This is a genomic window from Isoptericola variabilis 225 (assembly GCF_000215105.1).
In the GTDB taxonomy this organism is placed as follows: domain Bacteria; phylum Actinomycetota; class Actinomycetes; order Actinomycetales; family Cellulomonadaceae; genus Isoptericola; species Isoptericola variabilis_A.
On record NC_015588.1, the window covers coordinates 2,219,241 to 2,244,383 of the forward strand.

22 protein-coding genes are annotated in these 25,143 nt (G+C 74.3%); 9 read left to right on the plus strand and 13 right to left on the minus strand.

What is annotated here, in order from left to right; genetic code table 11:
• Positions 1 to 3: 3 nt before the first annotated feature.
• From rsfS to ISOVA_RS10385, 5 genes are all read right to left on the minus strand, one after another.
• Positions 4 to 450 carry a ribosome silencing factor gene (rsfS, locus tag ISOVA_RS10370; protein ID WP_013839180.1) on the minus strand — a complete coding sequence of 149 codons (447 nt, stop codon included), beginning with the start codon at positions 448 to 450 and terminating at the stop codon, positions 4 to 6.
• Positions 447 to 1,478, minus strand: a complete 1,032-nt coding sequence (locus tag ISOVA_RS16460) for a hypothetical protein (RefSeq protein ID WP_013839181.1) — start codon at positions 1,476 to 1,478, stop codon at positions 447 to 449. The genes rsfS and ISOVA_RS16460 overlap by 4 nt, the downstream gene beginning before the upstream one ends.
• Positions 1,471 to 2,076: a nicotinate-nucleotide adenylyltransferase gene (nadD, locus tag ISOVA_RS10380; RefSeq protein ID WP_081474856.1), complete on the minus strand. Its 606-nt coding sequence runs from the start codon at positions 2,074 to 2,076 to the stop codon at positions 1,471 to 1,473. Before nadD ends, ISOVA_RS16460 begins: the two co-directional genes overlap by 8 nt.
• Before the next feature lie 19 nt (positions 2,077 to 2,095).
• Entirely contained in the window at positions 2,096 to 2,257 is a 162-nt protein-coding gene (locus ISOVA_RS16780) for a hypothetical protein (protein WP_013839183.1), read from the minus strand.
• Positions 2,258 to 2,372: 115 nt separating this feature from the next.
• Complete coding sequence (locus tag ISOVA_RS10385; RefSeq protein ID WP_013839184.1) at positions 2,373 to 3,689, minus strand: glutamate-5-semialdehyde dehydrogenase; 1,317 nt, start codon at positions 3,687 to 3,689, stop codon at positions 2,373 to 2,375.
• A 114-nt stretch (positions 3,690 to 3,803) separates the two neighbouring features.
• Here ISOVA_RS10385 and ISOVA_RS10390 point away from each other — a divergent pair, with 114 nt between their 5' ends.
• Entirely contained in the window at positions 3,804 to 5,192 is a 1,389-nt protein-coding gene (locus tag ISOVA_RS10390; RefSeq protein WP_013839185.1) for an MFS transporter, read from the plus strand.
• A gap of 41 nt (positions 5,193 to 5,233) precedes the next feature.
• On the opposite strand, the gene proB is transcribed toward ISOVA_RS10390, so the two are convergent.
• The 4 genes from proB to rplU all read right to left on the minus strand — a co-directional run bounded on the left by proB (position 5,234) and on the right by rplU (position 8,744).
• Positions 5,234 to 6,379, minus strand: a complete 1,146-nt coding sequence (gene proB, locus ISOVA_RS10395) for a glutamate 5-kinase (protein WP_013839186.1) — start codon at positions 6,377 to 6,379, stop codon at positions 5,234 to 5,236.
• A 102-nt stretch (positions 6,380 to 6,481) separates the two neighbouring features.
• On the minus strand, positions 6,482 to 8,005 hold the full coding sequence (gene obgE, locus ISOVA_RS10400) for a GTPase ObgE (protein WP_013839187.1): 1,524 nt from the start codon (positions 8,003 to 8,005) through the stop codon (positions 6,482 to 6,484).
• 92 nt (positions 8,006 to 8,097) lie between these two features.
• The gene (rpmA, locus tag ISOVA_RS10405) at positions 8,098 to 8,355 is read right to left on the minus strand and encodes a 50S ribosomal protein L27 (protein ID WP_013839188.1); all 258 of its coding nucleotides are present in this window, start codon (positions 8,353 to 8,355) and stop codon (positions 8,098 to 8,100) included.
• Between the two features lie 68 nt (positions 8,356 to 8,423).
• Entirely contained in the window at positions 8,424 to 8,744 is a 321-nt protein-coding gene (gene rplU, locus ISOVA_RS10410) for a 50S ribosomal protein L21 (protein WP_041294851.1), read from the minus strand.
• Positions 8,745 to 9,076: 332 nt separating this feature from the next.
• Here rplU and ISOVA_RS10415 point away from each other — a divergent pair, with 332 nt between their 5' ends.
• On the plus strand, positions 9,077 to 11,023 hold the full coding sequence (locus ISOVA_RS10415) for a BCCT family transporter (RefSeq protein ID WP_013839190.1): 1,947 nt from the start codon (positions 9,077 to 9,079) through the stop codon (positions 11,021 to 11,023).
• Positions 11,024 to 11,089: 66 nt separating this feature from the next.
• Here ISOVA_RS10415 and ISOVA_RS10420 read toward each other — a convergent pair whose 3' ends face one another.
• Positions 11,090 to 11,299, minus strand: coding sequence for a dodecin family protein (locus tag ISOVA_RS10420; RefSeq protein WP_013839191.1), 210 nt, complete (start codon positions 11,297 to 11,299; stop codon positions 11,090 to 11,092).
• A 102-nt stretch (positions 11,300 to 11,401) separates the two neighbouring features.
• On the opposite strand from ISOVA_RS10420, the gene ISOVA_RS10425 reads away from it, so the two are divergent.
• Together ISOVA_RS10425 and ISOVA_RS10430 are read left to right on the plus strand one after the other, a co-directional pair.
• On the plus strand, positions 11,402 to 12,007 hold the full coding sequence (locus ISOVA_RS10425; protein ID WP_013839192.1) for a protein-L-isoaspartate O-methyltransferase family protein: 606 nt from the start codon (positions 11,402 to 11,404) through the stop codon (positions 12,005 to 12,007).
• Positions 12,008 to 12,154: 147 nt separating this feature from the next.
• Complete coding sequence (locus ISOVA_RS10430; RefSeq protein ID WP_013839193.1) at positions 12,155 to 13,249, plus strand: fatty acid desaturase family protein; 1,095 nt, start codon at positions 12,155 to 12,157, stop codon at positions 13,247 to 13,249.
• Between the two features lie 23 nt (positions 13,250 to 13,272).
• Here ISOVA_RS10430 and ISOVA_RS10435 read toward each other — a convergent pair whose 3' ends face one another.
• From ISOVA_RS10435 to ISOVA_RS10445, 3 genes are all read right to left on the minus strand, one after another.
• The gene (locus ISOVA_RS10435; RefSeq protein WP_013839194.1) at positions 13,273 to 14,250 is read right to left on the minus strand and encodes a DUF4240 domain-containing protein; all 978 of its coding nucleotides are present in this window, start codon (positions 14,248 to 14,250) and stop codon (positions 13,273 to 13,275) included.
• A gap of 105 nt (positions 14,251 to 14,355) precedes the next feature.
• The gene (locus ISOVA_RS10440; protein ID WP_013839195.1) at positions 14,356 to 14,928 is read right to left on the minus strand and encodes a thymidine kinase; all 573 of its coding nucleotides are present in this window, start codon (positions 14,926 to 14,928) and stop codon (positions 14,356 to 14,358) included.
• A gap of 36 nt (positions 14,929 to 14,964) precedes the next feature.
• Positions 14,965 to 18,294 carry an Rne/Rng family ribonuclease gene (locus ISOVA_RS10445; RefSeq protein ID WP_013839196.1) on the minus strand — a complete coding sequence of 1,110 codons (3,330 nt, stop codon included), beginning with the start codon at positions 18,292 to 18,294 and terminating at the stop codon, positions 14,965 to 14,967.
• A gap of 390 nt (positions 18,295 to 18,684) precedes the next feature.
• Between ISOVA_RS10445 and ISOVA_RS10450 the strand changes: the two genes are divergently transcribed.
• Genes ISOVA_RS10450 through ISOVA_RS16120 form a run of 5 tightly spaced genes read left to right on the plus strand, consistent with a single transcriptional unit; the run spans position 18,685 to position 25,143 of the window.
• Positions 18,685 to 20,187: a cytochrome ubiquinol oxidase subunit I gene (locus ISOVA_RS10450; RefSeq protein ID WP_013839197.1), complete on the plus strand. Its 1,503-nt coding sequence runs from the start codon at positions 18,685 to 18,687 to the stop codon at positions 20,185 to 20,187.
• Between the two features lie 28 nt (positions 20,188 to 20,215).
• The gene (gene cydB, locus ISOVA_RS10455) at positions 20,216 to 21,277 is read left to right on the plus strand and encodes a cytochrome d ubiquinol oxidase subunit II (RefSeq protein WP_013839198.1); all 1,062 of its coding nucleotides are present in this window, start codon (positions 20,216 to 20,218) and stop codon (positions 21,275 to 21,277) included.
• Positions 21,278 to 21,293: 16 nt separating this feature from the next.
• Complete coding sequence (gene cydD, locus ISOVA_RS10460) at positions 21,294 to 23,060, plus strand: thiol reductant ABC exporter subunit CydD (protein WP_013839199.1); 1,767 nt, start codon at positions 21,294 to 21,296, stop codon at positions 23,058 to 23,060.
• Positions 23,047 to 24,876, plus strand: coding sequence for a thiol reductant ABC exporter subunit CydC (cydC, locus tag ISOVA_RS10465; RefSeq protein WP_013839200.1), 1,830 nt, complete (start codon positions 23,047 to 23,049; stop codon positions 24,874 to 24,876). Before cydD ends, cydC begins: the two co-directional genes overlap by 14 nt.
• 3 nt (positions 24,877 to 24,879) lie before the next feature.
• On the plus strand, positions 24,880 to 25,143 hold the full coding sequence (locus ISOVA_RS16120) for a type II toxin-antitoxin system Phd/YefM family antitoxin (protein WP_013839201.1): 264 nt from the start codon (positions 24,880 to 24,882) through the stop codon (positions 25,141 to 25,143).

Sequence of the window (25,143 nt, forward strand, 5' to 3'; positions counted from 1 at the left end):
GCGTCAGCTCCCGTCGTCGGACAGGCGGATCGAGCCGTCGGAGGGCTCGGTCCCGTACTCGGCGGCCGCTGCGGCGCCGTCGCCGCCGCGGGCGTCGGCGGGCAGGTCGATCGCGGGGCAGTCCTTCCACAGCCGCTCGAGCGCGTAGTAGACGCGGTCCTCGGCGTGCTGCACGTGCACGACGACGTCGCCGAAGTCGAGCAGCACCCAGCGGGCCTCGGCCTTGCCCTCCCGGCGGATGGGCTTGGCGCCGGCCTTGTACATCTGCTCCTCGACGGCGTCGACGATCGCGGAGACCTGGCGCTCGTTGGTGCCGGACGCGATGAGGAACACGTCCGTGAGGACGAGCTGCTCGCTCACGTCGAGCGCGATGATCTCCTGAGCCTTGCGGTCCGACGCCGCGCGGGCGGCGACGATCGCGAGCTCGACGGCCCGCTCGGTGGCGGTCACAGGACTCCTCCGTCCGGCAGGGTGTGCAGGGTCGTGACGGTCGCCGCCGCCTGCTGGTCGGTCTCGAAGCTCTCGTCCGGACCGTCGAGCAGCAGCTTCCACAGCAGCAGGCCGAGGACGAACGCCACGACCACGAGCACGATGTAGTGCAGCCACGTGTACGAGCTCTCGGGCTCGTCCCAGTCGTCCTCGTCGTCGTCCTCGACCGGCACCCCGGCGCGGGCGCGCACGGGCTGCGGGTCGGTGCCGACCAGCGCGTCGAACGGCGACGCGGACGTGCGGCCGGCGGGCTGGCCGGGCTGCGCGCCCGGCTGGACCTGCGTCGGCTGCGCGGACGCCGTCTCCCACGGCAGGCTCGGCCGTGACGAGCGCTCCGGCACGCCGGCGGACGACGTACCGAACGGGGACGGGGGCTCGGTGCGCGACGGCGTGGCGGGCGCGGCCGGGGAGCCCCACGGCGACGGCGGCGGCGCATCGGGCGCGCCCGAGGACGACGACGGGGCCGCCGGCGCCGACGACGGACGGCCGTAGGCGGCCGCCGACGGGGCGGCCGGGCCGGTGAACGGCTGGCGGGAGGTCGTGCGCTGCGGCGCGCTCGGCCGCGCGGGCACCTCGGCCGACGGCGCACCGAACCGCTCGCCCTCACCGGGACGCACGACCGGCGTCAGGCGGCCCGTCTCGTCGACGCTGCGCACGCCGCCCGACGTCGCGGGCGGGCGCACGACCGGACCCTGCGCGCCGTAGCCCTGCGGGGCGGGCGGCGCCAGCTGCGGCGGCTGCTGGGCCGCGGCCTGCTCGCGCAGCGCGCGGCGCGACGGCGTGGGCCCGCTCGCGCGCGACGACGCCGGGGGCGGCACCGGGGCGGGCGCGGGCACCGACAGCGGCTGCCCGTAGCCCGGCGACGGGTACGACGACCCGCCCGGGGCCGGACCCGCGCCGCCCTGGGCGGCCGCCGCTGCCGCCGCGGCGGCCTGCTCGCGCTCGCGGATCTCGCGCCGCGTCAGCGGGCGCTTGCTGTTGTCACTCATCGAGACCTCGATACAGACCGTGCTTCGCGATGTACTGGACCACGCCGTCCGGCACCAGGTACCACACGGGCTGACCCGCCTCGGCCCGGCGCCGGCAGTCCGAGGAGGAGATCGCCAGCGCCGGCACCTCGAGCGTCGTCACCCCGTCGGGCGGCAGACCGTCCACCGTGAGGTGGTGCCCCGGCCGTGTCACGGCGACGAAGTGTGCCATGTCCCACAGCTGCGCGGCATCCTTCCAGGTGAGGATCTGCTCGATGGCGTCCGCACCGGTGATGAAGAACAGGTCCGCGTCGGGCCGCTCGGCCCGCAGGTCGCGCAGCGTGTCGACGGTGTACGTCAGCCCCGGGCGGTCGATGTCGACCCGGCTCACCGTGAACCGGGGGTTCGACGCGGTCGCGATGACCGTCATGAGGTAACGGTGCTCGGCCGGGGAGACCTTCGCGTGCTGCTTGAAGCTCGGCTTGCCCGTGGGCACGAACACGACCTCGTCGAGGTCCAGGAGCGCCGCCGCCTCGGAGGCGGCGACGAGGTGCCCGTGGTGGATGGGGTCGAAGGTCCCACCCATCACGCCGAGGCGCGGACGGCGCTGCTCGCTCACGCTGACCGGACGGACGCGGTCAGTGGCGGGAACCGACGTTGCGGAAGGCGTAGGTCACCAGGAGCATGGCGACCAGCGCGCCGAACGCGAGGACGCCGAGGACGACGGGCGAGAGCTCGAAGGCGCCCGTCGGAGCCTGCTCGGTGGCCTCCTGGGCGATCTGGACGGCGGTGTGCAGCACGGGTTCTCCTCCTGCGCGGGTCGTTGCTCTGCGGGTCCTGCGGTGCGGTCGGGCGCCGGGCGCAGGACCGCGGGCCCCAGTCTCTCACGGCCGCCGCGCTATCCCTCAGCACCCCTCAGGGACGCACGTGACCGTCGCCCTGCACGACCCACTTGGTCGTCGTGAGCTCCGCCAGGCCCATGGGCCCGCGCGCGTGCAGCTTCTGCGTCGAGATGCCGATCTCGGCCCCGAGGCCGAGCTGGCCGCCGTCGGTGAACCGGGTCGAGGCGTTGACCATGATCGCCGCCGAGTCGATCTCCGCGACGAAGCGGTCGGCCGCGCGCAGGTCGTTCGTCACGATCGCCTCGGTGTGGCCCGAGGACCACGTGCGGATGTGCTCGATCGCCTCGTCGACCGAGTCGACGACGCGCACCGCGAGCTCGAGGGCCAGGTACTCGGTCGCCCAGTCGGCGTCGACGGCGGGCACGACCTCGACGCTCTCGGGCGCGAACGCCGAGGACGCCGCGTCGCCGTGCAGGACGACGCCGGCGCCGGACAGCGCCGCGAGCGCCGCCGGCAGGAACGCCGGCGCGGCGTCCTTGTGCACGAGCAGCGTCTCGGCCGCGTTGCACACGCCCACGCGCTGCGTCTTGGCGTTCATGACGATCTCGACGGCGGTCGCGACGTCGGCCGACGCGTCGACGTACACGTGCACGTTGCCGACGCCCGTCTCGATGACCGGCACCTGCGACTGCTCGACGACGGTGCGGATGAGGTCGGCCCCGCCGCGCGGGATGAGCACGTCGACGAGCCCGCGGGCGCGCATGAGGGCGACGCTGCCGGGACGCCCGTACGCGTCGATCGACTGCACGAGGTCGCCCGGCAGCCCCTGCGCCTCGAGCGCGCGGCGCATGACGCCCGTGATGACGGTGTTCGACGCCGCCGCGGCGCTCCCGCCGCGCAGGATCACGGCGTTGCCGGACTTCAGCCCCAGGCCCGCGGCGTCGACCGTGACGTTGGGGCGCGCCTCGTAGATCATCCCGACCACGCCCATGGGCACGCGCAGCTGCCGCACGCGCAGCCCGTTGGGCAGCGTCTGGCCGCGCACGACCTCCCCCACCGGGTCCGGCAGCGCCGCGAGCTCGCGCAGCGCGTCGGCGATCGAGCCCACGCGCGCGGGCGTGAGCGTGAGCCGGTCGAGCAGCCCGGGGGTCATCCCGTCGGCGCGCCCCCGCTCGACGTCGTCGGCGTTCGCCTCGACGATCTCGTCGGCCGCGTCGACCAGGGCGTCCGCGATCGCGTGCAGAGCGGCGTCCTTCGTCGCGCGCGACGCCGTCGCGAGCGCCCGCGAGGCGACCTTCGCGCGGCGTGCGACGTCGTGCACGGCCGCGGTGACGTCGTCGGGCACGTCGGCGCCCGCGGCGGACCGGGTCTCGGGGAACGTGGTGGACATGCTCCCGAGACTACGACGCCGACCGCGTGGTGGACAGGCCGTTCCGGCCCTCGGGCAGGCGGCCCGCTACGATGCCGCGGCGACCACGTCCGGGCGCAGGAAGGACCACCGACGATGACATCCTCCGCGCCGGCACCCGCCGCCACCCGCACCGAGCGGCTCGACCGGCTACCGTTCACGCGCGCCCACCGCCGGCTGCTCGTCGGGTCCGGCATCGGCTGGGCGCTCGACGCGATGGACGTCGGCATCATGTCGTTCGTGCTCGTGGCGATCGCCGAGCAGTGGTCGCTGACCACCGGCGAGCGGTCCCTGCTGGCGTCGATCGGGTTCGTCGGCATGGCCGTGGGGGCGGCGCTCGGCGGCCTCCTCGCGGACCGGATCGGACGGCGCTCGGTCTTCGCGCTCACGCTCCTCGTCTACGGCCTGGCGACCGGCGCGTCCGCCCTCGCCGCGGGCGTAGCGGCGCTTCTCGCGCTGCGGTTCGTCGTCGGGCTCGGCCTGGGTGCCGAGCTGCCCGTGGCCTCGACGCTCGTGAGCGAGTACTCGCCCGCGCGCATCCGCGGGCGGGTCGTCGTCGTGCTCGAGTCGTTCTGGGCCGTCGGCTGGATCGCCGCGGCCGTCGTCGGCCTGCTGCTCGTGCCGTCCTCCGACGACGGGTGGCGCTGGGCGTTCGCCATCGGCGTCGTCCCGGCGCTGTACGCCCTGTACGTGCGGGCACGGCTGCCGGAGTCCGTGCGCTTCCTCGAGCGCCAGGGCCGGCACGACGACGCCGAGGCCGCGGTGCGCGCGTTCGAGCGCTCGGCGGGGGTCGCCGCGCCCTCGGCCGCGCCGCCCGCCGCCGAGGAGCACGGACCGGCCGCTCGCGAGCACGCCCCGCGCGTGCCGGTCCGCGCGCTGTTCACCGCCGCCCTGCGCCGCCGCACCGTCGCGCTCTGGCTCACCTGGTTCGGCGTGAACTTCGCCTACTACGGCGCCTTCACGTGGATCCCGACGATCCTCGTCGAGGACGGATTCAGCATGGTCCGCTCGTTCGGCTACACGCTGATCATCACGCTCGCCCAGCTGCCCGGGTACGCGGTCGCCGCGTGGCTCATCGAGGCGTGGGGCCGCCGCGCGGTGCTGCTCACGTTCCTCGGCGGCTCGGCCGTCTCGGCGGTCGCGTTCGGGCTGGCCGGCTCGGTGCCGGCGATCCTGGCGGCCGGGATCGCGCTGTCGTTCTTCAACCTCGGCGCCTGGGGCGCCCTGTACGCCGTCACGCCCGAGAGCTACCCGACTCCGGTCCGCGCCACGGGTGCGGGCGCGGCGACGGCGTTCGGTCGCCTCGCGTCGATCACGGCGCCGCTCGTGGTGCTCCCGCTGCGGGACCAGATCGGCACGGCCGGCGTCTTCACCGTCTTCGCGGCCGCGTTCCTGCTGGCGATGGCCGGCTCGGCGATGCTTGTCGAGCTGCGCGGCCGCCGGCTCGAGGAGGACGTCGACGAGGCGGCCGCCGAGGCAGGCTAACGCGCGGGTCGACGCGGGGTCGACGCAGGGTCGACGCCGGGTCAGGGGCGCGCGACGGCCTGCTCGAGCACGAGGTCGTCGCGGTGCACGACCTCGCGGTCGTACCCCTCCCCCAGCTCCTCGCGCAGCTCGTACGTCGAGCGGCCCAGCAGCGCCGGCAGCTCGCTGGAGTCGAACGCGACGAGCCCGCGCGCGACCACCGCGCCGTCGGGCGCGACGAGCTCGACCGGGTCGCCGGCGTCGAACTGGCCCTCGACGCGCGTGATGCCGGCCGGCAGGAGCGACGCGCGACCGCCGAGCACCGCCCGGGCCGCGCCGGCGTCGAGGTGCAGGCGCCCCTGCGACCGTGCCGCGTGCGCGATCCACAGCCGGCGCGCCGACGCGCGTCGGCCGGTGGCGGCGAAGAACGTGCCCACGTCCTCGCCCGCGAGCGCCGCGGCCGCGTTCTCGGCCTTGGTGAGCACGACGGGCACGCCCGAGCCGGTCGCGATGCGCACCGACTCGAGCTTGGTGACCATGCCGCCCGTGCCGACCGCGCTGCCGCGCGCGGTGACCTCGACGCCGGCGACCTCGGCGAGGTCCGTCACCGTGGGGATGCGCCGGGCGCCCGGGCGCGACGGCGCGGCGTCGTGCAGCCCGTCGACGTCGGTGAGCAGCACCATGGCGTCGGCGCGCACGAGGTGGGACACGAGCGCGGCGAGGCGGTCGTTGTCGCCGAAGCGCAGCTCGTCCGTGGTGACGGCGTCGTTCTCGTTGACGACCGGCACGACGCCGAGCGCGAGCAGCTTGTCGAGCGAGCGCTGCGCGTTGCGGTACCGCACCCGGCGCACGGTGTCCTCGGCGGTGAGCAGCACCTGCCCGACCCGCAGCCCGTGCTCCGCGAACGCCTCGGTGTACCGGGCGACGAGCTGGCCTTGCCCGAGCATGGCCGCGGCCTGCATGGTCGCGAGGTCCCGGGGCCGCGCGGTGAGCCCGAGCGGGCCGATGCCCGCCGCCACGGCGCCCGAGGTGACGAGCACCACCTGGCCGCCGTCCGCGCGTCGGGCCGCGAGCACGGCCACGAGCGCACGCAGCGCCTCCAGGTCGAGGTGGCCGTCCGGGCCCGTGAGCGACGATGACCCGATCTTGACGACGACGCGGTGCGCGTGGCGCAGGCTGGCCCGGGTGGTGGCGTTCACGGTGCCCATCTTCGCGCGGATCGCCGAGATAGCGATCCGTCGCCCGGATAGCGGCCGGTCGCCGCGGTTCGGGCCCCGAACCGTCGACGGATCGCTATCTCGCGGTGGGGTCTACTCGGCGTCGGGGTCGGTCCAGTGGCCGGCCTCGCGCTCGGTCCACAGCTCGCGGCGCGCCTCGGCCTTGGCGTCCATGCGCTCGGTGTGCTCCTTGCGCTTCTGGGCGCGGGTCGGGCGGTGACTCTCCTCGAAGCGCAGGTCGGTGCCGCGCGCGCCGAGCAGCTCGGGACCGGTCGTGAGCGTCGGCTCCCAGTCGAAGACGACGGCGTCGCGCGGGTCGCCGATGCGCACCTCGTCGCCCGCGACGGCGCCGGCCTCGAAGAGCTTGTCCTCGACGCCGAGCTTCGCCAGGCGGTCGGCGAGGAAGCCGACGGCCTCGTCGTTGTTGAAGTCGGTCTGGCGGACCCAGCGCTCGGGCTTGGCGCCGCGCACCTCGAAGAACACGTCGCCCGTCGAGCCGTCGGTGCGGCGCGTGACGGTGAAGCCCGACTCGTCGACGGCCTTGGGCCGCAGCACGATGCGGGCGGGCTCGGGCGGCGGGGCGGCCGCGCGGGCCCGCTCGACCAGCTCGCCGAGCGCGAACGTGAGCGGGCGCAGGCCCGCGTGCGACGCCGTCGAGACCTCGAAGACGCGCAGCCCGCGCGCCTCGAGCTCGGGGCGCACCATCTCGGCGAGCTCGCGCGCCTCGGGCACGTCGATCTTGTTGAGCACGACGAGCCGCGGGCGCTCGGACAGCGGGACGCGGCCGCCGGAGATCTCGAGGTCGCCCGCGTACGCCGCCAGCTCGGCCTCGATGACGTCGAGGTCGCTGACCGGGTCACGGCCGGGCTCGAGCGTCGCGCAGTCGAGCACGTGCACGATGACGGCGGTGCGCTCGATGTGGCGCAGGAACTCCAGGCCGAGGCCCTTGCCCTCGCTCGCGCCCGGGATGAGGCCCGGCACGTCGGCCACGGTGTACCGCACGTCGCCGGCCTGGACCACGCCGAGGTTCGGCACGAGCGTGGTGAACGGGTAGTCGGCGATCTTGGGCCGCGCGGCCGAGATCGCCGCGACGAGCGACGACTTGCCGGCGCTCGGGTAACCGACGAGCGCGACGTCGGCGATCGTCTTGAGCTCGAGCACGACGTCGGCCTGCTCGCCCGGCTCGCCGAGCAGCGCGAAGCCCGGCGCCTTGCGCCTGGGCGACGCGAGCGCCCGGTTGCCCAGCCCGCCGCGGCCGCCGCGCGCGACGACGTACTCGGCGCCCGCGCCGACGAGGTCGGCCAGGACGGTGCCGTCGGGGGACTTGACGACGGTGCCGTCCGGGACGCGCAGCACGAGGTCCTCGCCCTTGGCGCCGTCGCGGTCGTCGCCCATGCCCTGGGTGCCGTTGCCGGCGCGCCGGTGCGGCGAGTGGTGGTACTCGAGCAGGGTCGTCGTCGACGGGTCGACGACGAGCTTCACGCTGCCGCCGTCGCCGCCGTTGCCGCCGTCGGGGCCGGCGAGGGGCTTGAACTTCTCGCGGCGGATCGAGGCGACACCGTGCCCGCCGTCACCGCCTGCGGCGTGCAGCACCACGCGATCGACGAAGCTGGCCATGGTCCGATCCTCTCTCAGGCGGAAGGTGGGGACAGCACGAGGGGCGCACCGCGACGGTGCGCCCCTCGTGCTGAAGACTGCTGCGCTACGGCTCAGACCTCGGCCGCGACGATGTCGACGACCTTGCGGCCACGACGCGTCGCGAAGGCCACCGAGCCGGCGGTCAGCGCGAACAGCGTGTCGTCGCCACCGCGGCCGACGTTCTCGCCCGGGTGGAAGTGGGTGCCGCGCTGGCGGACGAGGATCTCGCCGGCCTTGACGACCTGGCCACCGAACCGCTTCACGCCGAGGGACTTGGCGTTCGAGTCACGACCGTTGCGCGAGGAGCTCGCGCCCTTCTTGTGTGCCATCTTTCAGAACCTGCTTTCGAAGAACGAGGAGTGTTCGCCGCTGCCGGGGCCGGGCCCCGGGCGGGAAGTCACTTGATGCCGGTGACCTTGAGGCGGGTCAGCTGCTGGCGGTGACCCTGGCGCTTGCGGTAGCCGGTCTTGTTCTTGTACTTGAGGATCGTGATCTTCGGGCCCTTCTGGTCCCGGACGACCTCGGCGGTGACCTTGACCTTCGCGAGCTTCTCGGCGTCGGTCGTCACCTTCTCCCCGTCCACGAGCAGGATGGGGAGCAGCTCGACGGTGTCACCGGCCTTGGCGTCGAGACGGTCCATGACGACGATGTCCCCGACGGACACCTTTTCCTGACGGCCACCGGCCTTGACGATCGCGTACACCATGTTGCTGCTCATCTCTCCTGGTCTTGGCGTGCTCGCACGACGTCGGTCACCGGCTTGGTCTGGAACTCGGGCCGCCGCGGCGGTCGAGTGCGGTGCGCCGTGGGCACACGGGACAGGCACGCTGCGGGCGCGCCGACCCACAAGACTACGCGACGCCCGCGCGTCGATCAAACGGCCCCCGGCCCGCGCGCGCGTGACGTCGGGCACGCGGGCGGCCGCGCCCGACGCCGGCCCCTCGCGCGTACGCGCGTGCGCGCGCTGTTCTTATGGTGCAGGTCACTCGGAAATCGCCTTCTGGTAAAGTGTTGGACTGCTTTTGTCCGCTGCGAGAGGATCCCGCCGCCATGGCGCGCACGACACGCAGTACTTCAGGCAGCTCCGAGTACCGACATCACCAGCCCGGCCACCGCCGGGTCGCAGGCTCCGCCGAGCGCGTGATCCGCGAGGTCACCGACCCGAGCACCGCCGAGGGCGTCCACCCCGCGCTGCTCCCGGGCATCGGCGTCGAGCGCACCCGGACCACCTTCTCCACCAACTGGTGGGTCTTCGCCCTCGCCGCCGCGCTCGTCGTGGGCGTCATCGCGTGGGGCGTCGTCGGGCCCGACAGCCTGGCGGCCGCCTCAGCCGCGGGCCTGGGCTGGGTGTCCGGCTCCTTCGGGTGGATGTTCGGGCTGCTGACGGCCGTCGTCTTCGGCTACATGATGTGGCTCGGCTTCGGCCGCCACCGCAACATCCGCCTCGGCCAGGACGACGAGAAACCGGAGTTCTCGACCGTCTCGTGGGTCGCGATGCTCTTCTCGGCCGGCATCGGCATCGGGCTGCTGTTCTACGGCCCGTACGAGCCGATGACGTACTTCCTCGACCTGCCACCGGCGTTCGAGGGCACCGAGCCCGGCTCGAACCCCGCGATGCACGCCGCGCTCGCGCAGACGATCTTCCACTGGGGCCCGGTCGCCTGGGCCTACTACGCGCTCGTCGGCGGCGCGGTCGCCTACGCCGCATACCGCAAGGGGCGCAGCCCGCTCATCTCGTCCCTGCTCGAGCCGATCTTCGGCAAGCGCACCGAGGGCCCGCTCGGCGCGGTCGTCGACTCGTTCGCGATCATCGTGACGCTGTTCGGCACCGCCGTCTCGCTCGGCATCGGCGCGCTGCAGATCGGCCGCGGCGTCGAGATCGTCGGCGGCGTCGGCCCGCTCGCCAACGGCGCGATCGTCGGCATCATCGCGGTCCTGGCCGTGGCGTTCATCCTCTCGGCCGTCTCGGGCGTCAAGCGCGGCATCCGCGCGCTGTCGAACGTCAACATGGTCGTCGCCGGCCTGCTCGGCGTGTTCGTCTTCGTCGTCGGCCCGACCGTGCTGATCCTCAACCTGCTCCAGGGCACGGTCATGACGTTCGTGGGCCAGTTCTTCACGCTCATGGCCCAGAGCGCCGCCACGGCCCCGGACGCCCAGGCGTTCATGGACGGCTGGACCACCTACTACTGGGCCTGGTGGGTCTCGTGGACGCCCTTCGTCGGCCTGTTCATCGCGCGCATCAGCCGCGGGCGCACGCTGCGCGAGTTCGTCACCACCGTGATCGTCGTGCCGAGCGTCGTGTGCCTCGTGTGGTTCACGGTGCTGGGCGGCACGTCGATGTGGACCGAGCAGGTCAGCGGTGCGCTCAGCTCGGCGGCCTCGCCGCAGGACATGCTGTTCGCGCTGCTCGCGCAGCTGCCGGCCGGCACGTTCACCTCGCTCGCGGCCATGGTCTCGATCATCATCTTCTTCGTGACCAGCGCCGACTCGGCCTCGATCGTCATGGCCGGGCTGTCCCAGCGGGGCAACCCGACGCCGAGCCGCTGGACCACGATCACGTGGGGCGTCGCGCTCGCCGCGATCGCGAGCGTCCTGCTCGTCGCGGGCGGCTCCGTCGCCCTGGCGGGCCTGCAGAGCCTCGTGATCATCACCGCGCTGCCGTTCGCGTTCGTGCTGATGACGATCATGGTCGCCTGGACCAAGGACCTGAACCGCGACCCGCTCACCCTGCGCCGCCGCTACGCCCGCGAGGCGCTCGTCCAGGGCGTGCGCACGGGCATCGAGGAGCACGGCGACGACTTCGTCGTGGGCGTCGTGCCGACCGAGCACGACCAGGGCGCTGGCGCGTGGCTCGACACCGACGACCCCGCGCTCACCGAGTGGTACCAGCCCGAGGAGGTCGCGGCGTCGACCACCGCGGGCGACGCCGCCGCGGAGGACGTCGTGGCCGACGACGCGGCGCCCGACGGCTCGCCCGAGCTCACCCGGGCGCGCTGACCGCGCGCGCACCGAGGGCCCGGACACCTGCCGCTGCAGGTGGCCGGGCCCTCGGCGCGTCCGGCATCAGTCGTCGAGGACGAACGTCACCTGCAGGTCGACCTGCCAGGCGACGATGTTGCCGTCGGACACCTCGACCTTCTGCTCCTTGACCCACGCGCCCGTGATGTTGCGCACCGTCGCGCTCGCGCGGTTGAGGCCCACCCGGATGGCGTCCTCGAAGCTCGTGTCGGAGCGCGCGGTGATCTCCGTGACGCGTGCGACCGTCCCTGCCATGCCGTCCTCCGATCGTCGTGGCCGGCGCCCGGACGCGCCGGCCGGTCCCTACGAGCATCGCCCCGAGCGGTGACGCTCGCCAGACGGGGTCACGATGGTCGGATGAGGGCCACCCGCCTCCCCACGGGATCCGGCGGCGTCGACGACGTGGTCACGGCCGCGCTGCGCGCCGTCGACCGGCGCGGGTTCCTGCCCGACGCGCGGCACCGGCACGCCGGCGAGGACCGCCCGCTCGACATCGGGCAGGGCCAGACCTGCTCGCAGCCGTCGACCGTCTCGGCGATGCTGCGCCTGCTCGACGTGCCCCGGGGGGCGCACGTGCTCGACGTCGGCGCGGGATCGGGGTGGACGACGGCGCTGCTCGCGCACCTCGTCGGGCCGGACGGCGAGGTGCTCGGCGTCGAGCGGCACCAGGAGCTCGCCGCGTGGGGCGCGGCGAACGTCGAGCGCGCCGGCATGCCGTGGGCGCGGGTCGTCGAGGCGACCCCGGGCGTGCTGGGCGCGCCGCGCCCGGGCGGGTGGGACCGCGTCCTCGTCTCCGCGGCCGCGGACCGCCTCCCCGACGAGCTCGTGGACCAGGTCGCGCCCGGCGGACGCATGGTCATCCCCGTGCGGCACGCGATGGTGCTGGTCGAGCGGTCCGACGACGGACGCGTGCGCACGAGCGAGCACGGGACGTACTCGTTCGTCCCGCTGGTCGAGGACTGAGACCCCACCCACGGTCTTCGCGGGGCGTTCACGAGTGCCCCGAGCGAGTCAACCTACGGTCCCGTAGGCTCGGGTCATCCGAACGACCGGGCACCCCGCCCACCCCCTCGGCTGGGAAGTCGAGCACCGACCCCCAGCGAGGCATGCATGTCCACTGCCACCGTCCCGACGAGCCCCGCCGCCGAGCGCGTCGCGGCCGCACCGTTCACCAGCTCGTACAGCACCCTGTCCCGTGCGGTGCGCGAGGCAGGTCTGCTGCGGCGGACCTACGGCTACTACCTCGCCACGGCCGCCGCGCTGGCGGTCGTGCTCGGCGGGCTGGTCACGGCGTTCGTCCTGCTCGGGGACTCGTGGTTCCAGCTGCTCGTCGCGGCGGGCCTGGGCGTGGTGCTGACGCAGCTCGCGTTCCTCGCGCACGAGGCCTCCCACCGGCAGGTGTTCGCCTCGGGACCGGTCAACGACCGCGTCGGGCGCCTGCTGGCCAACGCCGTCGTCGGCATCAGCTACTCGTGGTGGATGACCAAGCACACGCGGCACCACGCCAACCCCAACCACGTGGGCAAGGACCCCGACGTCGCGAACGACACGATCGTGTTCACCGAGGAGGGCGCCCGCGAGCACCGCGGCCTGCTCGCGCTGGTCACGCGGTACCAGGGCTGGCTGTTCTTCCCGCTGCTCACGCTCGAGGGCCTCAACCTGCACGTGACGTCGGTGCGCTCGCTGCTCGTCGGGACGCGCGCCGACCGGCCCGTGCGCGTGCGCGAGCTCGTGACGATCGCCGTGCGGCTCGCCGCCTACGTGACGGTGCTGTTCTGGTTCCTGCCGCTCGGGCTCGCGTTCGCGTTCCTCGGCGTGCAGCTCGCCGTCTTCGGCGTGTACATGGGCGCGTCGTTCGCGCCCAACCACAAGGGCATGGCGATGATCCCGGAGGGCAGCAAGCTGGACTTCCTGTCCAAGCAGGTGCTGACCTCGCGCAACATCCGCGGCGGCGGGCCGATGAGCGTGCTCATGGGCGGGCTCAACCACCAGATCGAGCACCACCTCTTCCCGAGCATGCCCCGCCCGCACCTGGCCCGTGCGCGGCTCATCGTGCGCGAGCACTGCGCCGAGCTCGGCCTTCCCTACACCGAGACGAGCCTCGTGCGCTCGTACGCGATCGTGGTCGGGTACCTCAACCGCGTGGGCCTGGCCGCGCGCGACCCGTTCGACTGCCCGATGCGCCGCACCCTGCGCGGCTACTGAGCGCCGGCGAGGCCCGCCGCGGCCTACTCGTCGGGCGGGAGGAACGCTGCCGGGTTCATATCCTCCATGAGCGCGTCGACGTCGACCTCGCTCATCCCCATGCCGAGGATGACCTCGCGCAGCTCGTCGAGCGACGGCGAGTCGGGGGCAGGCCTTGGCAGGTCGTCGGGAACAGGCGGGAGCACGGGTACCGGCGGAAGGGGTCCGAGCCGCAGCCTGCTGCCCACCTCGGCCAGCATCTCGGTCGTGTGCCGCACTGCGAGGTCTGCGCGTGCCTGGCGGGCTGCGGCGTCGAGCGGCGCAGCGTCGATCGCCAGCTCGAGATCGACCGACGCCCGACGGCGGCGAAGTCGCGTGCCGCGCGCCAGCTCAGCACGATCGGTGGTCAGGAGCGGAAACAGCCAGAGCTTCTCCCTGGGTGCCTTCGACCACCACGCACGCCAGGCTGGGTCGGCGTTCAGCGCGTCGGCGATCGCCACCGACGCCCAGTCATGGGCGGCTGATGCGCGGACGCCCACGTCGTGCCCTGCGCCGATGCTCATCCAGCTCGGGTGGTCCCACTCAGGTGCGGGGTCCAGCTCGAGGACTTCGCCCGTCGCACGCTCGTAGGCGTGCTCGACGACGGCGAGGAATTCGGCTCCTTCCGCCAGCTGCCAGGGTGTGGCTGCCAGAGCCTCCGGGTGCTCGACGACCGATGTCCAGGTCTCGTACCCGGCGCTCACGACCGCACAACGAGCGTCACGAAAGACGTCGTCCGACATCGGGATCGCCGGACCTGCGGGGTCGTCATGGGTGTCGTGGACCGGCTGGCCTGCGTGCGCCGGGGTGTCGAGCGCCGCGAACGCTGCGCGAAACTCGTCGGCGAAGCTGACCATGTCATGTTCCGAGAGGCCTGCGAGCGCCTCGACCAACGGCGCGAGGGCCTCCTCGTCGATCCGACCACCCGTGAGCGCGATCAGCTCCCAGAACTGGATGCCCGTGCCCGCACGTTCGCGTCCCACCAGGGTCGCTCCTTCCGTCCTCACCAACCGGCTCGCGAACTGCAGCGCCCGGCCGCTCACGAGGTCCGACGTTGGCCAGCCGAACTGGCCGCAGGGGCCCGAGTCTCAGCGGTGGAGGCGGCAGCGGGCCTGGTAGGACTCGGTGCCGCCGACGTGCTCGGCGACCGGCGTGAGCGCGTCGCCCGCCGGGGTGCCGCCGTCGGGCAGCCGCACGTGGTAAGCCGCGTCACGGCCGCACACCGCGCACACGGCGGTGAGCTTGGTGACCGACTCGGCCACGGCCATGAGGGCCGGCAGCGGCTCGAACGGCCGCCCGTCGAAGGTGACGGACAGCCCCGCGACGACGACCACCAGCCCCGCGTCGGCGAGCCCGACGGCGACGTCGACCAGCCCCGGCCCGAAGAACTGGGCCTCGTCGACCGCGACCATCCGCGTGCCGAACTCGACGAGCCGCGGGATCTCGGACGCCGCCGCGACCGTGCTCGAGGGGACCTCGAGCCCCGAGTGCGACGCCACGCGGCCCGGCCCGCTGCGGGTGTCAAGCGCGTGCGCGACGACGACGACGCCGCGGCCCGCGATCCGCGCGCGGTGCACGCGCCGCACGAGCTCCTCGGTCTTGCCGGCGAACATCGGCCCGGCCACGACCTCGAGGCGTCCCGCACCCGGCTCGTCCGTCATGGCGGCCAGTCAAGCACCGACGGACCAGGTCGGCAGTCAGTCGCCGTCGCTCAGCGCGTCCTCAGCCGCCGCAGGAGTCTGCTCAGGAGCCCCGTCGGCTCCGGCTCCTTTGGACGCCGCCGGCTCCGCGCCGGCGGGCTCGGGCAGCTCGGCGGGCTCCGGCGTCTCGACGGGCTCGACGGGCGTCGCCGCGGCCTCGACCGACGTCGCGACCGGCTCGGCCGGCGGCGAGGCCGCGCTGTCGGGCGACGGGACCTCGTCGGGCGAGGCGCCGGCGTCGGGCGACGCCGTCGCGGCCCGGTGCTCGTGCTCGTGCTCGTGGGCGTGCGCGGCGGCCGCCGCGATCGTCGCGAGCGTGGCCTTGACGGCCGCGCGGGCCTCGGACTTGTCGTCGGGGAGCTTGGGCACGTCGGTGTGGACGGCCGGCTCGGCGGACTTGCCGCCGCGCTTGCGCCGCGACCGCTTGGAGCTGCCGTCGCCCTCGCCCTGCTGCTGGGCGCCCGCGCGCTCGATCGGCTCGCTGTGCACGATGAAGCCGCGGCCCTTGCAGTGCTCGCACGTCTCGGAGAACGCCTCGACGAGTCCCTGGCCCACGCGCTTGCGCGTCATCTGGACGAGGCCGAGGGACGTCACCTCGGCGACCTGGTGCTTCGTCCGGTCGCGGCCGAGGCACTCGACGAGGCGGCGCAGCACGAGGTCGCGGTTCGACTCGAGCACCATGTCGATGAAGTCGATGACGATGATGCCGCCGATGTCGCGCAGCCGGAGCTGGCGCACGATCTCCTCGGCCGCCTCGAGGTTGTTCCGCGTGACGGTCTCCTCGAGCGTGCCGCCCGCGCCGGTGAACTTGCCGGTGTTGACGTCGATGACCGTCATGGCCTCGGTGCGGTCGATCACGAGCGAGCCGCCCGACGGCAGCCAGACCTTGCGGTCCATGCCCTTGGCGAGCTGCTCGTCGATGCGGTGCGCGGAGAACACGTCGCCCGTGCCCGCCCACCGCGAGACGCGCTCGCGCAGGTCGGGCGCGAGCTCCTCGACGTACTGGGAGATCTCCTGCCACGCGCCGTCGCCCTGGACGACGAGCGACGAGAAGTCGTCGTTGAAGATGTCGCGGACCACGCGGATCGCGAGGTCGGGCTCGCCCTGCAGCAGCGCGGGAGCCGACGTCGTCGACCGCTCGGCCTTGGCCGAGATGGCCTCCCACTGACCCTGCAGGCGCTCGACGTCGGCGCGCAGCTCGGCCTCGCTCGCGCCCTCGGCCGCGGTGCGGACGATGACGCCCGCGCCGTCGGGCACGATGTCGCGCAGGATCTTCTTGAGGCGGTTGCGCTCGGTGTCGGGCAGCTTGCGGCTGATGCCGGTCATGCCGCCGCCGGGCACGAACACGAGGTAGCGGCCCGCGAGCGTGACCTGCGACGTCAGCCGGGCGCCCTTGTGCCCGATCGGGTCCTTGGTGACCTGCACGAGCACCGAGTCGCCCGACTTCAGAGCCTCCTCGATGCGGCGCGGCTGACCCTCGAGGCCCGCGGCGTCCCAGTTGACCTCGCCGGCGTACAGGACGGCGTTGCGGCCCTTGCCGATGTCGACGAACGCGGCCTCCATGCTGGGCAGCACGTTCTGCACGCGGCCGAGGTAGACGTTGCCCACCATCGACGACTGCGACTGCTGCGAGACGTAGTGCTCGACGAGCACGCCGTCCTCGAGCACGGCGATCTGCGTGCGCCCGTCCTTCTCGCGCACGACCATCGAGCGCGTGACCGACTCGCGGCGCGCGAGGAACTCGGCCTCGGTGATGATCTGGCGGCGGCGGCCGGCGTCGCGGCCCTCGCGGCGGCGCTGACGCTTGGCCTCGAGGCGCGTCGAGCCCTTGAGCGCGGTCACCTCGTCGGAGGCGCCCTTGTCCCGGGCGCGCGCGGCGGCGGCCTCGGCACGCTCGCTGCGGCTGCCACGACGGCGGCGACGGCGACGACGGCTCGACGACTCGGTGCCCTCGCCCTCGCCGTCGACCTCGGCCTCGCCGGCCTCCTCGTCCTCGTCCTCGTCGGGCTCGAGCTCGTCCTCGACGGCGGAGTCGGAGGCGCCCGTGTCGTCGGGCGACTCGTCGCCCTCGACGCGGCGCCCGCCCCGGCGGCCTCGGCCCCCGCGACGGCGACGGCGGCGCGGACGGATGTCCTCCTCGTCGCCCTCGTCCTGGACGAGGTCCTCGGGCCCGAGGTCGACGAGCTCTACACCCTCCGCGAGGAGCTCGTCCTCGATCGCCCCGACCTCCTCGACGGCCGCGGCGTCGTCCTCGGTGAGCTCGACCTGCGGCTCCTCCGGCTGCGCGGCGGGCCGCTCGGCGGCGGGCTCGACGGCGGCCTCCGGCCGCGGGCGCTCCTGCGGCTCGGCCTGCTCCACGGCCCGCGGAGCCTCGGCGCGGCCGGTGCCGGCCTCGGCGCCCGTCTCGTCGTGCGGGCGCGGCGGACCCGCGGGCGCCTGGGCGCGACGCGGCCGGCGCGCGGCCGACAGGTCCGGCGCCTGGAACAGCAGCGCGGTCGTGGCGAGGCGCGGGGTCGCGGAGCCGCGCCCCGTGGCGGCGGGCGACGCGGGCGCCGTGGCCTCGGGGCTGGCCGCCTCGGCGGCGGCGGGCTCTGCCGCCGGCTCGGCGGCGGGCTGGGCGGGCTCGGGCTGCTCCGCGGTCGTCGCGGACTTGCGGCTGCGCGCCGCCTTCCGGCGCGGCTTCTCCGCGGCCGGCGCGGGCTCCGGCGCGGCATCCGGCGCCGCCGGCGGCTCCGCGGCCGGCTCCTCGGCGGCGGCCTTCGCTGCGGCGGACCGCGAGCGCCGCGCGGGCTTCTCGGCCTTCTCGGGCGCCTCCTCGGCGGGGGCGGCCTTCGCGCGGCGGGTGCGGGTCGCCTTGGTGGGGGCGGGCTTCTCGGCGCTGGCCTCCGGCGTCGGGCCCTCGGGGAGCACGATGTCGTCGAGCGAGCGCACTCCCCCGGCGGCCGCCGTCTCGGGCTGCGTCGCGGGGGTCGCGGGCCCGCGCTCGGGAAGGACGATGTCGTCGAGCGAGGCGGCCGCCGCCGTGGGACGGGTGGCCCGGCGCGAGCGCTTGGCCGGGGCCGCGGGCGGCTCGGCGGCCGCGCCGGCCGCCGGCTCGTCGACGGACGGTGCCGCGGGCGCGGGCTGCTCGGGGACCGGCGGCGCGGCCGGCGCGGGCTGCGCCTCGGGGGCGCCGGCGTCGGACCGGGTCGGGAGGACGATGCCGAAGGTCTCGGGTGCCGCCGTCGTGGACGGTGCGGCGGTCGGACGGGTCGCGCGGCGGCGACGCTTCGGGGTGCCCTGGCCGTTCCCGGCGCTATCGGTACCGGCGGTGGTGTCGGACGTCACGGATACGCTCCTGCCCCCGGCGGGACCGCCCCACACCTGCGGCCGCCGGGCGGTCGTCGTCGCGGGCTGCGGCGCTGCGTGGCGCGCGCCCCGGACGGAAGTCTCGGTCTCGGCTGCATGACCCGCTCTTCGCGGACGCCTGGCCACCGGACCCCTTCATGCCCGGGGGCCGGCACCGCGTTCGGAGCAGGTGCTGCGGCTCGGGGCCGCCCGGGCGATGTGGTCCCGGCGGCCTGCCGTCCAGTATCGCACTGTCCGGGCGTCGCGAGCGTCACACGTCCACGAGGCCCTTCGGCGTGGCGCGCACGGTGGCGCTTGTGAAAGACTTCACGACAGTTCGTGAAAATCTTCACGAGCGCCTCGCCCTGCCCTCCGGACCATGGAGACCACGTGGACGCACTCGCCCTGGCGCGATGGCAGTTCGCCATCACGACCGTCTACCACTTCATCTTCGTGCCGCTCACGATCGGCCTGGCGCCCCTCGTGGCGGGCATGCAGACCGCGTGGGTCGTCACCAAGAACGAGCGCTGGCTGCGCCTGACCAAGTTCTTCGGCAAGCTCCTGCTCATCAACTTCGCGATCGGCGTCGTGACCGGCATCGTGCAGGAGTTCCAGTTCGGCATGACCTGGAGCGAGTACTCCCGCTTCGTCGGCGACGTCTTCGGCGCCCCGCTCGCGATGGAGGCGCTCGCCGCGTTCTTCGTGGAGTCGATCTTCCTGGGCGTGTGGATCTTCGGCTGGGACCGCGTCTCGAAGAAGGTGCACCTCGCGAGCATCTGGGCGCTCGCGATCGCGACCAACGTCTCGGCGTTCTTCATCCTCGCCGCGAACTCGTGGATGCAGCACCCCGTCGGCGCGGTCTACAACCCCGAGACGGGGCGCGCGGAGATGTCCTCGATCGGCGAGGTCCTGACCAACAACACGCTGTGGGCCGCGTTCCCGCACACCATCAGTGCGGCGTTCCTCACCGCCGGGACGTTCGTCGCCGCGATCGCGACCTGGTGGATGGTGCGCCTCGTGCGCCGGGGCCGGCCCGACGACGTCGCGGCCGCCCGGGAGGTCTACCGGCCCGCGGTCCTGGTCGGCGTCGTGACGATGCTCGTCGCGGGCGTGGGGGTCGGCATCTCGGGCGACGTGCAGGGCAAGCTCATGTTCGAGCAGCAGCCCGGCAAGATGGCGTCGGCCGAGGCGCTGTGCGAGGGCGAGGAGTCCGCCGCGTTCTCGATCCTCACGATCGGCGACCTCGGCGCCGGCTGCGAGGGCGTGCGCCACCTCATCACGGTGCCGGGCCTGGCGAGCTACCTGGGCACGGGCCACTTCTCCGGCCCGGAGTCCTACCTGCCGGGCGTGCACGACGTCCAGGAGGCCTACACCGAGCGGTACGGCGACGTCACGCTCGCGGGCGAGCCCGTCACCTACACCCCTCCGCTCGAGATCACGTACTGGTCGTTCCGTCTCATGATCGGGCTCGCCGGGTTCTCGGCCGCCCTCGCGCTCGCGGCCCTCTGGCTCACGCGCAAGGGCCGGGTGAGCGGGAACCTCTGGCTGTCGCGCCTCGCGCTCGTCGCGATCCCGGCACCGTTCCTCGCGTCGTCGTTCGGCTGGATCTTCACCGAGGTCGGGCGCCAGCCGTGGGTCGTGGCCCCGAACCCGACCGGCATCGACCAGATCCGCCTGCTCACCGAGCGCGGAGTCTCCACGGCCGTCTCCCCCGGCATGATCCTCACCTCGATGCTCACGTTCACGCTCGTCTACAGCGTGCTCGCCGTCGTCTGGTTCCGGCTCATGCACCGGTACGCCGTCGAGGGAGTGCCCGACGTCGTGCACGACGTGTCCCCCGAGGCGCGCGCCGAGGACGACGACGCCGACCGCCCCCTGTCCTTCGCGTACTGAGCGCGCCGAGAAACGGGAGACCATCGCCATGGACCTTTCCCTCGACCTCGCGGTCCTGTGGTTCGTCATCATCGCCGTCCTCTGGACCGGCTACCTCGTGCTCGAGGGCTTCGACTTCGGCGTCGGCATGCTGATGTCGATCCTGCCCCGCGGCGACGCGGAGCGGCGCGAGAAGGAGCGCCGCGTGCTGGTCAACACGATCGGGCCCGTGTGGGACGGCAACGAGGTGTGGCTGCTCACCGCGGGCGGCGCGACGTTCGCCGCGTTCCCCGAGTGGTACGCGACGCTGTTCTCGGGCTTCTACCTACCGCTGCTGCTCATCCTCGTCGCGCTCATCGTGCGCGGCATCGCGTTCGAGTACCGGGGCAAGATCGCCGACGCCGGCTGGGCACGGCGCTGCGACCTCGCGATCCAGGTCGGCTCGTGGGTGCCGGCGTTCCTGTGGGGCGTCGCGTTCGCCAACCTGGTGCGCGGGGTGCTGCTCGACGCCGACCACCAGTACGTGGGAGGGTTCTGGGCGCTGCTCAACCCGTTCGCGCTGCTCGGCGGCCTGACGACGCTCACGCTCTTCCTCCTGCACGGCGCCGTGTTCGTCGCGCTCAAGACCGACGGCGAGCTTCGGGTCCGGGCGCGTGGCCACGCGCAGGTGCTCTCGGTGGTCGCGGCCGCCGTCGCGGGCGGCTGGGCGGTGTGGGCCCAGGTCGCGTACTCGGCCGCCTGGACGTGGGGTGCGGTCGCGGTCGCCGCCGCCGCGCTGCTCGGCGTCGTCGTGACGAACCGCGCCGGGCGCGAGGGCTGGGCGTTCACGCTGTCCGCCGTCGCGATCGTCGCCGCCGTCGTGCTCGTCTTCGGCTCGATGTACCCCGACGTCATGCCGGGTCTCGACGGCGGCGAGTCGCTGACGATCGCCGAGGCCTCCTCGACCCCGTACACGCTGCGCGTGATGACCTGGGTGGCGGTCTTCCTCACCCCGCTCGTCATCGCCTACCAGGCGTGGACGTACTGGGTCTTCCGCAAGCGGCTCACGACCGACCACATCCCCGCCCCCGCGGGACTCACCTGGCAGAAGATCAAGGAGGCGGCGTTCTGAGCGCCGGCACCCGCCCGTGAAGCCTCTCGATCCCCGCCTGCTGCGCCGCGCCCGCGCCGCGCGCACCTACGTGGTGCTCACCGCGGTGCTCGGCGCGGCCGCGGCCGCCCTCGTCGTCGTGCAGGCGTTCGCCATCGCGCACGCCCTCGGGCCGGTCGTGACCGCGACGAGCGCGGGCACCACGCCGGCGCTCGGGCCCGTGTGGCGCTGGGTCGGCGTGCTGGCGCTCGTCGCGGTCCTGCGCGCCGGCGTCGCCTGGGCGCAGGAGCGGTTCGCCCAGCGCGCGGCCCCGCGCGTCGTGGGCGAGCTGCGCGAGCAGGTGGTCGCGCACGCGGTCGCGCTCGGGCCACGCCCGTCGGGCCGGTCGGACACGTCGGGCGCCGGCGACCCCGCCGCCGTCGCGACGCTCGCCACGCGCGGGCTCGACGACCTCGAGCCGTACCTCGTGCGCTACCTGCCGCAGCTCCTGCTCACCGCGCTCGTGACGCCCACGCTCGTGCTCGTCGTGCTCGGGCTCGACTGGGTCTCGGCCGTCATCCTCGCCGGGACGATCCCGCTCGTGCCCCTGTTCATGTGGCTCGTCGGCGTCATGACGGCGGGCACGTCCGAGCGGCGGCTGCGCACGATCGAGCGGCTCGGCGCGCAGGTCCTCGACCTGCTCGCCGGGCTGCCGACGCTGCGGGCGTTCGGGCGCGAGGTCGGTCCGGGCGCGCGCGTGCGGGCGCTCGGCGACGCGTCGCGCCGGGCGACGATGGGCACGCTGCGCGTGGCGTTCCTCTCGGGCATGGTGCTCGAGCTGCTCACGACGCTGTCCGTGGCGATCGTGGCCGTGGGCGTCGGGCTGCGGCTCGTGCACGGCGGCATGGAGCTGGTCCCGGCGATCGCGGTGCTGGTGCTCGCGCCCGAGGTGTACCTGCCGCTGCGGCGCGTGGGCGCGGAGTTCCACGCCTCGACCGACGGGCTCGCCGCCGCCGAGCGCGCGTTCGCCGTCCTCGAGACCCCGCTGCCCTCCCGCTGCGAGCGGACTTCTGGCCCACGAACCGGGATCGAGACGGGCCGAAGGTCCGCTCACACCGCTCGTGCCGTGGTGCTCGACGGCGTGACCGTCCGGGCGGGCGAGCGTGGGGTCGAGGCGCCGTCGGGCCTCAGCGCCCGCATCCCGCTCGGTACCGGCCGGCCGGGCGGGGGCCGCGTCGTCGCGCTGCGCGGACCGAGCGGCGCGGGCAAGTCGACGACGGCGCTCGTGCTGCTCGGCCTGCTGCGTCCCGACGCGGGACGCGTCCTGCTCGAGCTGCCCTCGTCCTCCGTGGACCTCGCCGACGTCGACCCCGAGTGGTGGTGGTCGCAGGTGACGTGGGTGCCGCAGCGCCCGTCGCTGCCGCCCGGCACGCTGCGCGACGTCGTCACGGACGGCCGCGACGTGCCCGACACCGCACTCGTCGCCGCCGCGCGGACGACCGGCCTCGACGACGTCGTCGCCGCCCTGCCCGACGGGTGGTCCACCCCGGTGGGGCTCGGCGGCGTCGGGCTGAGCGTGGGTCAGCGCCAGCGCGTCGCGCTCACGGCCGCCCTGCTGTCCGGCGGCGACCGTCCCCTCGTCGTGCTCGACGAGCCGACCGCCCACCTCGACGCCCGCGGCGAGCAGGTCGTGCTCGACACCGTGCGCGCCTGGCGTGACGCCGGACGCACCGTCGTCGTGATCGCCCACCGTGCCTCGCTGCTCGCCCTCGCCGACCAGGTGGTCGACGTCGACTCCCGGGAGGTGGCCCGTGCGACCGCATGACCCCCTGCGGCAGGTCCTGCCGCTGCTCGAGGTCCGGTGGAGCCGCGTGGTGCGGGCGGTCGCGCTCGGCGCGCTCGCGCTCGGCTCCTCGGTGGGCCTGGCCGCGGTGTCGGCGTGGCTCATCGCGCGCGCGTCGCAGATGCCGCCGGTGCTGCAGCTGTCCGTCGCGGTCGTGAGCGTGCGCGCGTTCGGCATCGGGCGCGGCGTGTTCCGCTACCTCGAGCGGCTCGCGTCGCACGACGTCGCGCTGCGCGGCATGGCCGCCCTGCGCGCCAACCTCTACGACGCGCTGGCCCGCGGGCCGGTCACGGGCGTCGTCGCGCTGCGGCGCGGCGACCTGCTCGCGCGCGTCGGGGCGGACGTCGACGCCGTGGGCGACGTCGTCGTGCGCGCGCTCGTGCCGGCGGGTGTCGCGGCCGTCGTCGGGCTCGGGTCGGTCGTGCTCGTGGGGGCGTTCCTGCCTGCCGCGGGGCTCACGCTGCTCGCCTGCCTCGTGCTCGCGGGCGTCGTCGCGCCCTGGCTCGCGGCCCGGTCGGCCGCGGAGGTCGAGCGCCGCGGTGCCGCCGCCCGCGCCGAGGTCACGGCGCGCACGCTCGAGCTGCTCGAGGACGGTCAGCAGCTGCGCGTCGCCGGCCGGCTCGAGGCGCGGCTCGCCGGCCTGCGCGCGGCCGACGCCCGGCTCGCCGCCGCGACCGACGACGGCGCGCGCTCGGGGGCCGTGGCCGCGGCGATCGGTGCAGGCGCCCAGCTGCTGGCCGTGGTGTGCTCGTTCGTGCTCGGCGTCCCCGCCACGCTGGCCGGCGCGCTCGCGCCCGTCGAGCTCGCCGTCGTCGTGCTCACGCCGCTCGCGGCGTTCGAGGCCACGACCGTGCTGCCCGCCGCGGCCGTGCAGCTGCGCCGCTCGCGCGAGGCCGCCCGCCGCCTGGTCGAGCTGCTGCCTTCCTCTTCCGCTCCTTCTCCCGAGTTGTCAGGCTCACGCCCGCGTATACCGCAGCGTGATGCTGACAACTCGCCCAGGGTTCCGGAGTTGTCAGGTCCAGGCAGCGGTATACCGCAGCCTGAGCCTGACAACTCGGGAGCGGGGTTGAGCCTGCACGGGGTGGCCGCCGGGTGGGACGGCACGACGGCGGTCGCGAGCGTGGACCTCGACCTGCGGGCCGGGTCGGTGGTCGCCCTGGCGGGCGCCTCCGGCGTCGGCAAGACGACCCTGCTGCTCACCGCCGCGGGCCTGCTGCCGCCGCTCGGCGGCACGGTCACCGGCGCCTGCGACGTGCTGTTCGTCGCCGAGGACGGGCACGTCTTCGGCACCACGGTGCTCGAGAACCTGCGCGTGGCCCGCCCGGACGTCACCCCGGCCGAGGCGCGCGAGGCGCTCACCGCCGTCGGGCTCGACACGTGGCTCGACGCGCTGCCCGACGGCCTCGACACCGAGCTCGGTACCGGGGCTGCCGACGTCTCCGGCGGCGAACGACGGCGGCTCCTCGTCGCGCGAGCACTGCTCTCGCCGGCCCCCGTCCTGCTCGTCGACGAGCCCGCCGAGCACCTCGACGCCGGCACCGCCGACGCGCTCGTGCGCACCCTCGCGCAGCACGCCCGCGGCACCGGGCGCGCGGTCGCCGTCGCGTCGCACCGCCTCGCCGCGCTCGACGTCGCCGACGAGGTGCTCCTGCTCGGCCGTCCCGACGGCACCACGCACGAGCCCGCGACCGTCGTCGCTCGCGGCACGCACGCAGACCTCCTGGGCACCGCCCCGGCCTACGCCTGGGCCGCCGCCCAAGAAGACGTTTCCGCGGGTGCCGCCAGTGCTACATTGTAGAACATGAGCACCGTCGGAATCCGAGAGCTGAAGCAGAACGCCTCTGCCGTCGTGTCCTCGGCAGCGGCAGGTGAGGTCATCACCATCACGGACCGCGGCCGACCGGTCGCACAGTTGTCCGCCCTCGCCGATACCGTGATCGACCGACTCACGGCAACCGGTCAGGTGCGCCGCGCCCATCGGCGAATGCGCGACCTTCCCGCACCCACCGCGGCAGGAGACGTCTCCGCATCGCTGGCGGAGATGCGCGACGCCGAGAGGTACTGA

Bases quoted from the DNA above. Each gene is read 5' to 3' on its own strand.
- cydB (WP_013839198.1), top strand. From the start codon at position 20,216: ATGGACCTTTCCCTCGACCTCGCGGTCCTGTGGTTCGTCATCATCGCC.
- ISOVA_RS10440 (WP_013839195.1), bottom strand. From the start codon at position 14,928: ATGACGGACGAGCCGGGTGCGGGACGCCTCGAGGTCGTGGCCGGGCCG.
- proB (WP_013839186.1), bottom strand. From the start codon at position 6,379: ATGGGCACCGTGAACGCCACCACCCGGGCCAGCCTGCGCCACGCGCAC.
- ISOVA_RS16460 (WP_013839181.1), bottom strand. From the start codon at position 1,478: ATGAGTGACAACAGCAAGCGCCCGCTGACGCGGCGCGAGATCCGCGAG.
- ISOVA_RS10385 (WP_013839184.1), bottom strand. From the start codon at position 3,689: ATGTCCACCACGTTCCCCGAGACCCGGTCCGCCGCGGGCGCCGACGTG.
- rplU (WP_041294851.1), bottom strand. From the start codon at position 8,744: ATGAGCAGCAACATGGTGTACGCGATCGTCAAGGCCGGTGGCCGTCAG.
- ISOVA_RS10430 (WP_013839193.1), top strand. From the start codon at position 12,155: ATGTCCACTGCCACCGTCCCGACGAGCCCCGCCGCCGAGCGCGTCGCG.
- ISOVA_RS10390 (WP_013839185.1), top strand. From the start codon at position 3,804: ATGACATCCTCCGCGCCGGCACCCGCCGCCACCCGCACCGAGCGGCTC.
- ISOVA_RS10425 (WP_013839192.1), top strand. From the start codon at position 11,402: ATGAGGGCCACCCGCCTCCCCACGGGATCCGGCGGCGTCGACGACGTG.
- ISOVA_RS10420 (WP_013839191.1), bottom strand. From the start codon at position 11,299: ATGGCAGGGACGGTCGCACGCGTCACGGAGATCACCGCGCGCTCCGAC.
- obgE (WP_013839187.1), bottom strand. From the start codon at position 8,005: ATGGCCAGCTTCGTCGATCGCGTGGTGCTGCACGCCGCAGGCGGTGAC.
- rpmA (WP_013839188.1), bottom strand. From the start codon at position 8,355: ATGGCACACAAGAAGGGCGCGAGCTCCTCGCGCAACGGTCGTGACTCG.
- ISOVA_RS10415 (WP_013839190.1), top strand. From the start codon at position 9,077: ATGGCGCGCACGACACGCAGTACTTCAGGCAGCTCCGAGTACCGACAT.
- ISOVA_RS16120 (WP_013839201.1), top strand. From the start codon at position 24,880: ATGAGCACCGTCGGAATCCGAGAGCTGAAGCAGAACGCCTCTGCCGTC.